This is a genomic window from Buchananella hordeovulneris (assembly GCF_001907235.1).
Taxonomy (GTDB): domain Bacteria; phylum Actinomycetota; class Actinomycetes; order Actinomycetales; family Actinomycetaceae; genus Buchananella; species Buchananella hordeovulneris.
On record NZ_MQVS01000011.1, the window covers coordinates 62,566 to 72,996 of the forward strand.

The 10,431-nt window shown below is 68.7% G+C and carries 7 protein-coding genes; 6 read left to right on the forward strand and 1 reads right to left on the reverse strand.

Features of this window, described 5'->3' with window-relative positions; translation table 11 throughout:
* Positions 1-32: 32 nt before the first annotated feature.
* Positions 33-3,911 carry a DNA-directed RNA polymerase subunit beta' gene (locus BSZ40_RS09760; protein ID WP_073825826.1) on the forward strand — a complete coding sequence of 1,293 codons (3,879 nt, stop codon included), beginning with the start codon at positions 33-35 and terminating at the stop codon, positions 3,909-3,911.
* A gap of 368 nt (positions 3,912-4,279) precedes the next feature.
* Here the strand turns inward: BSZ40_RS09760 and BSZ40_RS09765 are convergent, their stop codons facing one another.
* Positions 4,280-5,182, reverse strand: a complete 903-nt coding sequence (locus tag BSZ40_RS09765) for a type IV toxin-antitoxin system AbiEi family antitoxin domain-containing protein (protein ID WP_073825829.1) — start codon at positions 5,180-5,182, stop codon at positions 4,280-4,282.
* 443 nt (positions 5,183-5,625) lie between these two features.
* Here BSZ40_RS09765 and BSZ40_RS09770 point away from each other — a divergent pair, with 443 nt between their 5' ends.
* The 5 genes from BSZ40_RS09770 to BSZ40_RS09790 form a co-directional block, all read left to right on the forward strand.
* A complete protein-coding gene (locus BSZ40_RS09770) occupies positions 5,626-6,147 on the forward strand; it encodes a DUF4303 domain-containing protein (RefSeq protein WP_073825831.1) in 522 nt (173 codons plus the stop codon).
* 46 nt (positions 6,148-6,193) lie between these two features.
* A complete protein-coding gene (locus BSZ40_RS11680; RefSeq protein WP_073825833.1) occupies positions 6,194-7,405 on the forward strand; it encodes a hypothetical protein in 1,212 nt (403 codons plus the stop codon).
* A 134-nt stretch (positions 7,406-7,539) separates the two neighbouring features.
* A complete protein-coding gene (locus BSZ40_RS09780; protein ID WP_073825836.1) occupies positions 7,540-8,697 on the forward strand; it encodes a hypothetical protein in 1,158 nt (385 codons plus the stop codon).
* Positions 8,694-9,701, forward strand: a complete 1,008-nt coding sequence (locus tag BSZ40_RS09785) for a hypothetical protein (RefSeq protein WP_073825839.1) — start codon at positions 8,694-8,696, stop codon at positions 9,699-9,701. Before BSZ40_RS09780 ends, BSZ40_RS09785 begins: the two co-directional genes overlap by 4 nt.
* Before the next feature lie 287 nt (positions 9,702-9,988).
* Positions 9,989-10,431, forward strand: a 443-nt coding sequence (locus tag BSZ40_RS09790; protein WP_158020894.1) for an AAA family ATPase, incomplete at its 3' end; no start/stop codon positions are given.

The following is a 10,431-nucleotide window of genomic DNA, read 5'->3' on the forward strand; positions in this document are numbered from 1 at the left end:
ATTGGTGAACACCCGTAGGGAAGTAGGAAATCTTGCTCGACGCGAACGCATTCGACAAGCTCCACATCAGCCTCGCCACCGCCTCCGATGTGAGCGAGTGGTCGTACGGCGAAGTCAAGAAGCCGGAAACCATTAACTACCGCACCCTCAAGCCCGAGAAGGACGGCCTCTTCTGCGAGAAGATCTTCGGCCCCACCCGGGACTGGGAGTGCAGCTGCGGCAAGTACAAGCGCGTGCGCTTCAAGGGCATCACCTGCGAGCGGTGTGGCGTGGAGGTCACGCGCGCCAAGGTGCGCCGGGAACGCATGGGCGTGATCAAGCTGGCCGCACCGGTGACGCACATCTGGTACTTCAAGGGCGTGCCCTCGCGCTTGGGCTACCTGCTGAACCTGGCCCCGAAGGACCTGGAGAAGGTCATCTACTTCGCGGCCTACATGATCACCTCGGTGGACGAAGAAGGCCGCCGGGATGACCTGACGACGCTGCAAAACGAGATCGACGTCGACAAGAAGCACATCGAGGACCGGCGGGATGCCGACATCTTCGCCCGCTCGGAGAAGCTTGAGCACGACCTGCGCGAGCTTGAGGAGGCGGGGGCGAAGGCCGACGCCCGCGAGAAGCTGCGCAAGGCGGGCGAGCGGGAGATGGCGTCGATCCGGCGGCGCGCCGACGCCGAGATCGAGTTCTTGTCTAACGTGTGGGACCGCTTCGTCAACCTGCAGGTTGGGGACCTGGAGGGTGACGAGCGCCTGTACCGCGAGATGGTGCGTCGTTTCGGCATCTACTTCTCCGGCTCCATGGGCGCCCAGGCCATTCAGCGGCGCCTGGAGACCTTCGACCTGGAGAAGGAGTCGGCCGAGCTACGCGAGGTCATTGCCACCGGCACTGGCCAGCGCAAGACCCGCGCCCTGAAGCGCTTGAAGGTTGTCAACGCCTTCCTGTCCACCGGCAACAAGCCCAGCGCCATGGTGCTGGACGCCATCCCGGTCATCCCCCCGGACCTGCGACCCATGGTGCAGCTGGACGGTGGCCGCTTTGCCACGTCGGACCTCAACGACCTCTACCGGCGCGTCATCAACCGGAACAACCGCCTCAAGCGGCTGCTGGACCTGAGCGCCCCCGAGATCATCGTCAACAACGAAAAGCGCATGCTGCAGGAAGCAGTCGACGCGCTGTTCGATAACGGACGCCGCGGGCGGCCCGTGACCGGGCCGGGCAACCGGGCCCTGAAGTCCATCTCGGACATGTTGAAGGGCAAGCAGGGGCGCTTCCGGCAGAACCTGCTAGGTAAGCGCGTGGACTACTCGGGGCGCTCGGTTATCGTTTCCGGTCCGACCCTGCTGCTGCACCAGTGCGGTCTGCCGAAGGCCATGGCGCTGGAGCTGTTCAAGCCCTTCGTCATGAAGCGGCTGGTGGACCACAAGCACGCCCAGAACGTCAAGACCGCCAAGCGGATGGTTGAGCGTATGCGTCCGCAGGTGTGGGACGTCCTCGAAGAGGTCATCCGGGAGCACCCGGTGCTGCTCAACCGGGCCCCCACGCTGCACCGCTTGGGTATCCAGGCCTTCGAGCCGCAGCTGGTGGAAGGTAAGGCCATTCAGCTGCACCCGCTCGTGTGCACCGCGTTCAACGCGGACTTCGACGGTGACCAGATGGCTGTGCACCTGCCGCTGTCCGCGGAGGCGCAGGCCGAGGCCCGCATCCTGATGCTGTCGTCGAACAACATCCTCAAGCCTTCCGACGGCCGTCCCGTAACCATGCCCGCCCAGGACATGATCATCGGGCTGTTCCACCTGACCAGCGACGTCGACCCGGCCCTGCCGCTGCCCAAGCAGCGCCCGGCCTTCACCTCGGTGGGCGAGGCCATCATGGCTTTTGACGCCGGGTGGCTGAACCTGAACCAGGAGGCCGACATTCGGCTGCGCGGCATCACCCCGCCGCTCGGCTGGGTCGCCCCCGAGGGCTGGAGCGAGGGCGACGACATCGTCCTAACCACCACGCTCGGCCGCTGCCTCTTCAACGAGCTGCTGCCGGACGACTACCCGTTCGTCACCGGCGTGGTCTCGAAGAAGGAACTGGGGGTCCTGGTCAACGACCTAGCGGAGCGCTACCCGCGTGTCGAGGTGGCGCACGCGCTGGACAACCTGAAGTCGGCCGGTTTCTACTGGGCGACCTGGTCCGGTATCTCCATTGCGTTCCCTGACATCGTTGGGCCCTCCGACAAGCCGGAGATCCTGTCGAAGTACGAGGAGCGCGCCGCCAAGACGATGCGGGAGTTCAACGCCGGTCTGATCACCGACGATGAGCGTTACAACTCGCTGGTGGAGATTTGGAGCGAGGCCACCAAGGAAGTTGCCGCCGCGATGCGCGAAAGCTTCCCGGCCCGCAACAACGTCTTCCGGATGGTCTCGTCGGGGGCGCGCGGTAACTGGGACCAGATTCGGCAGATCGCCGGTATGCGTGGCCTGGTGTCGGACCCGAAGCAGAAGCTCATCGAGCGGCCCATCAAGTCCAACTACCGGGAGGGCCTGTCGGTTCTCGAGTACTTCATCGCCACGCACGGGGCCCGCAAGGGTCTGGCTGACACCGCGTTGCGGACCGCCGACTCCGGTTACCTCACGCGGCGCCTTGTCGACGTCTCGCAGGATGTCATCGTGCGCGAGGAAGACTGCGGCACCCGGCGGGGCCTGGCCATGCGCATCGCCGAGGAAGGCCCGAACGGGCTGGAGATGCTTCGGACCGTGGAGACCACGGCGTACGCCCGCTCGCTGGCGCGCGACGCGGTCGCTGCCGATGGCACCGTCGTTGGGCAGGCCGGGGAAGACGTCGGCGATGTGCTCATCGCCAAGCTGATCGCGGCCGGGATTGCGGAGATCCACGTTCGCTCGGTGTTGACGTGTGAGTCGGCGGTTGGGACCTGTGCGTCGTGCTACGGCCGGTCCCTGGCCACCGGTAAGCGCGTCGACATCGGCGAGGCCGTCGGTATCATCGCCGCCCAGTCCATTGGGGAGCCTGGTACGCAGCTGACGATGCGGACGTTCCACACCGGTGGTGCCGCCTCCGGCTCGGACATCACGCAGGGTCTGCCGCGTGTGCAGGAGCTGTTCGAGGCCCGCACCCCGAAGGGCGAGGCCGAGATTACGGAGGCCGCGGGACGGGTCGTGATCGACGACGACGACCCGGCCGCCCGCCGCATCATCATCAAGCGGGAGGACGGCGAGGAAGACCTGGTGCTTGAGGTCTCGCGCCGCCAGAAGCTGCTGGTGGAGGATGGCCAGCTGGTTGCCGTCGGCGAGCAGCTGACCGAGGGCCGCATCGACCCGAAGAAGATGCTGCGCATCAAGGGCCCGAACGCCACGCAGAAGCAGCTGGTGGACGAGGTGCAGGAGGTCTACCGCTCTCAGGGGGTGGACATTCACTCCAAGCACATCGAGGTCATCGTGCGGCAGATGCTGCGGCGCGTGACTGTGCTCGACTCCGGCGACACCTCGCTGCTGCCGGGTGAACTCATTGAGTCGGCCCGCTACCGGGAAGAGAACCGGCGCGTGGTCGCCGAGGGCGGCAAGCCGGCCTCCGGACGGCCCGAGCTCATGGGTATCACCAAGGCCTCGCTGGCCACCGACTCTTGGCTCTCGGCGGCCTCCTTCCAGGAGACCACCAAGGTGCTGACCGAGGCGGCCATGATGGGGCGGTCCGACCCGCTGCTGGGCCTGAAGGAGAACGTCATTCTCGGTAAGCTCATCCCGGCCGGGACCGGGTTGCCGCGTTACCACGAGATTGACGTGGCGCCCACCGAGGAGGCGATGAACGCGCTGTACGACCGCCAGGGCTTCAACACCATGGACCTGCCGCTGGAGGAACGCGAAAGCGAGGACTACTACGGCACGGACTTCGGTCTGACGTTCCGCTGAGACGCAAGCTAGTGGGCCCGGGGTTTCCCCGGGCCCACTGCTGTGTGCGGGGGAGCTGTTAACGGGCACTCGGCACAGTCGCGAGCAGCCGGGCCCACTGCTGTGTGCGGGGCGAGGCTGTCGGTTGCTCGTGCCGACCTGGCACGCCGCCCCGGGCGGGCTGTCAATCCGCTCGGTGGGGGAAGTCCGGGCCGCCTGGCTGGGGCCCGTCGCGCCCCGGACCCGCCCGCCTGGCTGGGGCGCGTGGCGCTCCGGTATCACCCGCCTGGCTGGGGCCTGTCCTGCCCCGGGCCCGCCCTCGTTGTCCATGGTGGAGGGCTATCCGGTGTATATGGCACCTGTGGTGCGCTGGTAGCAAGTTGGGGTGGTCAGATGCGGATATTGCCCAAGAAATGTTGGCGGCGGTGCAAGCGGCGGGCCAGCGCTTGCCAGAGGGCGGCAGATTCGGTGGGCCAGTGGTAATGGACATCGGCGTAGGTGTAGCGAAAAACCAGATAGCCGGCAGCCACGAGGGCCCGATCGCGTTTGCGGTCCTGCTGGTAGGCGTTCTGGTCAGTGTGATGGGCGCGCGAGTCGGCCTCGATTACTAGGCGGTCCCCGACCAGGAAATCCACCCACCAGCGGGTGTCGGGCACGTGGAACTGTTGCTGGTAGTGCACCCGGCGCGAAGCGAGGCGGAACTTTAGACGGCTCTCGGTGCCGGACTCGCTGCGGCCGTCGATGAGGCCGACTGCCCATTGCAAGCCTGCGGGCTCATGCCGGGCGAGCCACCGCATTTCGGTAGGGGCCAAGAGCGGGCCGCGCAACACCTGCCCGGCGTCGGTGAGGGGACGGGCCAGGGAATCTCCGAGGACCACGATGTCTTCTCGGCTGACGGTGCGCAGGGCAACGGCGAAGGCGTCGGCCGGCGAGTCGAGCACGGGCGGCCGTGTGTGACGACCGGGCAGAGTGACAAACCGAAGGCCGGGCACCGCCCGGGCGCGGTCGGGGCGGGCCAGGCGCACCACAGGCGGTTGGTCTTCCAACCGCCAGGCCCCGTGCAGCGCCAGGGCGCTGGCCCCAGACAGGCCGCCACCCGCTCGAACAGCGGCCATCACCTCCGGGCAGGGGGCGGACAGAGTCGGGGCAGCGTAGAAGCCCCGGGAGACCCGGACTAGGTGACCCTGGCGTAGGGCGCTGGCCAGCGTCGCTTTGGTGAATCCCAACTCGTGAAGTTGCCGGGTGGTAGCCAGCCCGCCCGTGCGGGCTAAGAGGCGATACAACTCATCCATGGCCGAAGTGTCGGCTGCCAACGGTAGGAGCGGCCAACTAGCTGGTCGGCGCTGTGGACAAGTCCGGGGTGTCAGTGGGTTGGGGATACCCCATGGCGGAGCTCCGGGGTCGGGGTGGTGGGCCCTGCCGTGGGGCCAGAGCTACCGCTCCCGCGCCCTAACTGGCTATGGGGGAGTGCTATCCGGTGTATGTGGCGCCTGTGGCGCGCTGGTGGACAGTTGGGGCGACCCTGCCGCGTACCAGAGCTGCAGGCTCTGCGCCCTAACTGGCTACGGGGGAGTGCTATCCGGTGTATATGGCGCCTGTGTCGTCCTGGTAGCAGGTTAGGGCGCAGGGATGCGGCTGCTGCTCGGGTGGCGGGGACACGAGCGGGCCTGGGCGGCGCGGATAAGGATGAGCCTGGGCGGCACCGCCTATGCAAGGAGCTGTCATAATCTCGACCATGACGGCTGTGCGGCGCTGGCAAGAAGTGGAGGATATCGCCACGGACTTTCTGGTGCGAGCGGTGCGGGAGGTCCGCGCTGCCCATTCAGAGGAACAGGCATACGGTGCCTTCTTCTTTCTGTTCTACGCCGACGGTTCCGTGCTCTACTTCCCGTGCGTGGCCGTGGGCACTGAGGAGTCCCTCGCGCGTGCCGCCGCAGCGTCCGGGGTGGACGACCCACACGCTATTCGGTGGTCGGGAGCTGACATGGAGTACCAGTTCCTGCCCGGCCCGCGCGAGCAGGCCTGCGCTGCTCAGGTCACCGCGTGGGCCAACGCGACCGCGAGTGAAGAGGCCTGGTTCGCGGTCGATGACGCCTTCCGCGCCTGCTTCCCGCGGGCCGCGCGGCGGGCGCGAGCCCTGCTGGCGGGGCAGGTACCGTCGGGGTTCCTCACCCTGGCCTATGACCAGGACGAGGAACTCATAGCCCCCAGCCTGTCCGCCGCGGAGCTGGCAACGCATTTCCCGGACTTGGGATGAAGACTGGGCAGCCGTGCCGCAAGCAGCAGGGGCAGGAGAGAAGCTAATGCCGGGCAGTCGCCTGTGGGAGCAGATCGAGGCGGCGGCCCGCCGACAGCTGCGAGCAGCGCGGAATTGGTGTGGGCAACAGGCACCGGGCCGCCGCTGGGTGGCGCTCTTCGACCTGACAGGGGCGGGGACGGAGGTGTGGTGGCCGCCGCTGGTGTTGGCTAGTGTCCCGCCCGCCCTGACTGTGCGGTCACCTGAGCCGGGTTTTGCAGCCTGGGTAGCGGATTGGCGCCAGTGGCCGAGCCGCCTGGAACCAGAGGAATTGGGGGTAGAAGATAGCGAAGACCTTGTTGCCCAGGTCAATGGCCGTGCCGGGCACTGGCACGAGACCGTGTCCTTCTTTCGAGGCTGTTTCGCCCGCGCTGCCGTCCGTGAGGCGGGCGGGCAGGGTTGCATTGCCGCATGCACATCGGCACCGCCGAGCTCCGCTGTGCCCGAGGCGGGCGGGCAGGGGACGGAAGCGTGGTCACTGGTCGCCGCGATGGATGACGACGATTCGACCTTGCCCGCCTGTCTGCCGCCCCAATTGTTGACGGCCTATTTCCCAGCGGTCGCGGAGCGCAGTGCCAGTAGGCAGGCGGTCCTGTCCTGGCCGCCCGCTGCGCAGGCCGCTGCATTGTTTGCGCGGGTGGTTGGGGACAACGCCAGTCTCCCACGCCCCGCCGAGTGGCGGGCGGCACGCCGGTTGGTGCCACTGCTTGAGAACAAGCTGTGCGCGGTGTTGCTGGGCCGGGTGCCCGGCCAGGCCTGGGTCGCGGCAGCATTGTTGGCGGAGCACGGGCAGGTATCGACTACCGCCATCGACTGTTTAGCGGTGGCGGCGGCTCGGACACGCCGACGCCGACAGGAACAGGCGTGGGCGCTGGCGGCGCTGCTGCGGCTGGGACAGGCGGCACGCGTAATCGAATTGTCTGCGCAGCCGCCAGCCGACGTGGTGGTGGAGGGCTTCGCGCTGGCGTACTCGTGGTGGCGTCTGGAGGGGAGAGGCTGGCCCCTGGATTACGCCCCGCTGGAGCAGCTTCTTACCCAGCGGCCCGAGCTGGCGGGGCCGCTGGCGAGTGCTTTGGCCACCGGCGGTGGGTACCCAACCAAGCAGGAGGAGGCCGTAGCTGTGCGGGCGGTCGCTTCTGCTTCGCCGGTAGTCGCCCGGCACGCTCGGCGGGGGCTGCGTCGTCTCCGCGGCACTCGCGGGGCCTCGCCCGCTGGGTAGGACATGCGGTCTGACCCCGGGCCTTGAGGCGCGCATGCCCGGCGCGCATCGCTAACTTGCGACACGGCCCCGTAGCCGCGCCGGGCCCGGGTGCGGCAGGATGGCAGCGGACATCTTCGGCGAGAGGACAGCAGTTGTGCGACTTTGATTGGGAGCGGGTCACCCGCCAAGCCACCGATTACCTGGTTCGCTGCGTCGAACAGGTGGCCGTCGAGCACCCCGCCGAGCGGATCTACGGGGCCGTGTTCCACACGTTCTACGGAGACGGCGACGTGATGGCCTGGCCGCCGGTCAGCGTCGGCACCTATGAAGGCCTGGATGGCGCGGAACCGGAGTGGAACGGCCCCGACATGCCCTACTACTTCGAGGGTGACGATGCGGACTACGCGGTGTGCGACCAGGTGGTCGCACACGCCGCCGTGCCCGGCAACCTCAACGCCTGGAACGCGGAATACGAGCGCTACCTCGCCTGCTTTCCGCTCGCCGCCCGCCGCGCCACCGAGCGGCTGCGCGCGGCGGAGGTCGTCGGGCCGGAGTTCGTGGCGGTGGCGATCGACGAGGCCGAGGAGTTGGTCCCGCTCAGCCTGACCCCGGCGGAGCTGGAACGCCACTTCCCACACCTTGTTGCTCGCCGACGTGAGGAGGCGCGGCTGGCGGGCCTGCCCCCGGCGGAGCGGGCCGCGCAGCTGGCCCCTGCCGTGCTCGGCGTACGCGGGCGGCTGGCCGCCGACTGGCAGACCGATATGTTTCGGGCGCTCGGCGCCCAGGTAGTGCCGCTGCTGACTGAAGTGGTGGCGGGGCGGCAGGCCGGAGAGAGGTGGCGGGCGGCCAAGCTGCTGGCCGAGATCAACGTGCCGGAGGAGCAGGCACTGGCCGCCCTGGAGGACCTGCTGCTGGACCGCAAGGCGCGGGAGGCCGACCGGTGCTGGGCGGCCGCGGCCAGCACCCGGCTGGCGGGCCTGGCCCCGCTGCTGGCCCACGCCGACGTTCTGCCGCCCGCCGTGCTCGCTCGCGGGCTCGCGGGCCCGTTCAGCTCGTTTAACCGCCTGGGTGCCCATCGCGACCTGGACTACCGCGAACTGGAGGCCGCGCTGCTGGCGCATCCGGAATGGGAGGAAGCGGTCGAGCGGGAACTGTCGTCGCTTTACGAGCTTGCCAGCCAGGAGGTACCCACCGCCCAGGCTGCCCTGGCTTCCCCGGTGCGGCTGATCCGCCGCCACGCCTGGTGGGCCCTGGATTGGTACCAGGACTGCACCGGCGAGCAAGTCTGCCCGGCGGATGAGCCCGCGTGAGCCCTAGCGTGCCCCGCCCCGGTGACGTCTACGCCTGGTGGCTGGCGCCCTGGCAGGTGGAGGTGCCGCTGCAGGTGGTGACGGTCGACGACGCCCGGGCGCGATTCGTCGTTCTGGATCGGTTGGCGGCGGGTCTGCTGGAATTGGCCCACGTGCGCGCCGCCCGCCCGCTGTGCCTGACCCACTGTTATTGGTCGGGGCAGAGCGTGGGCGGGGAGCTGGAGTTGCCCTTGCCTGGCGAGCTACGGCCTCTGGGCGCGCTCCCGCGCCGCAAGCTGCGGGTAGAGCGAAACTGCGCGGGGTTGGCCGAGCTGGCGGGTCTGTTGGGCTACCACTGTTGGTGGCGCTCGCTGCCTGATGCCACGAAGGCGGCCTACGCGCGGGCGAGTGATGCCCTGGTGCGGTTGCCGGGGTGGACGTGGGACGAGCGGCCCGTGGCGCTGCCGGCCACCACCGAGAGGTTTCTCGACCTGTCGGCTACCCCGGGCCCGCAGGCGAGCCTGTGGGCCCTGACGCGCCTGCCGCGTCTGTGCCAGCTGGTACTGACCCGCTGGTGGCCGGAGGTCACCGACTTGGTGGCGCGGCGCCACCTCATTTGTGAACTGGTGTTGGGTGACCACGGGCAGGCCCAACTCGACCTGACCCACTCGTCCTTGCTGCAGTTGACAGTGGACAGTGCGGGGCTGCAGCGGCTGCGCCTGCCTTCGTCCCTCAACAGTCTGTTCCTGCGCGGACCGGTGGAGCCTGCCTTGCGCGTGGAGGCAGCGGCAGCGGGCGACTGGCTGGACCTGACGCTGAATAGCAGTCCGCGGCCGGTGGCGGGCTTGATGGGGGTGCGGGTGCTCAAGCTGCACTTCACCGCTCCCGTCAGCCTGGCGGCCTTGCCTGCTGCCTTCCCGCAGCTGGAGCGCTTGACGCTGATCGGCCCGCGCCGCCTGGTGACCGAGCGAGAGGCCCTGGCCGCGCTGCCCGCCTGCCAGGTGCAGGCTTTCGGGGAGGAGTAGGCGGGTGCCGGGCGCCCCGGGTAGGCCCGCGCGGGCCGGACCCAACCCCTGGCGGGCCGGCTCGGGCGGGTGGGCGCCCTAGATGGCAATGGGCGGGGGTTATCTGGTGTATATGGCGGATGAGGCGCGTGGGTGACCATCTAGGGCGCTCGGCGGGCTGTGCAGACGGGCTCCGCGCTGCCTCGCCCCGCGTCTGCTGCAACTTTGCGACATCTGCTGCCCGGCGGCAGCGGAGTGGGTAGCCTGGCAGGCGCGCCCTGCGGGGCGAAGAGGTTTGAGGAGAGACCATGCGGACGATGTTTGTTTTGCGGGGTGCGCCGGGGGCGGGCAAGACCACGGCGATTGCGCGCCACGGCCTGGTGCCGCTGTCGCTGAGCCTGGATGCCTTCCGGCACCTGTTTTCCACCCCGTTTGCCGATTTGGACGGCCAGCCGACGCTGTCGCTGGCCCACGGCTTGGACAAGAAAGTCGTGGTGGCCTTCCGGGAGGCGCTGGCCGCCCGCCTGCGCCTGGGCGGCACGGTGCTCATCGACGCCACGAACCCGGCCCGCCGCAGTTGGCGAGAGTTCGCCGTCGCCGCCCAGGACCACGGCTACCGGGTGTACGTCATCAACGTCCAGGACGGGGTGAGTGACGCCGAACTGCTGCGCCGCAACGAGGAGCGGGCGGGCAGCATCGGCTACGTCGATCCCGCCGTGGTCACCGAGATCGCGGCCCGGGTGCGGGCGGG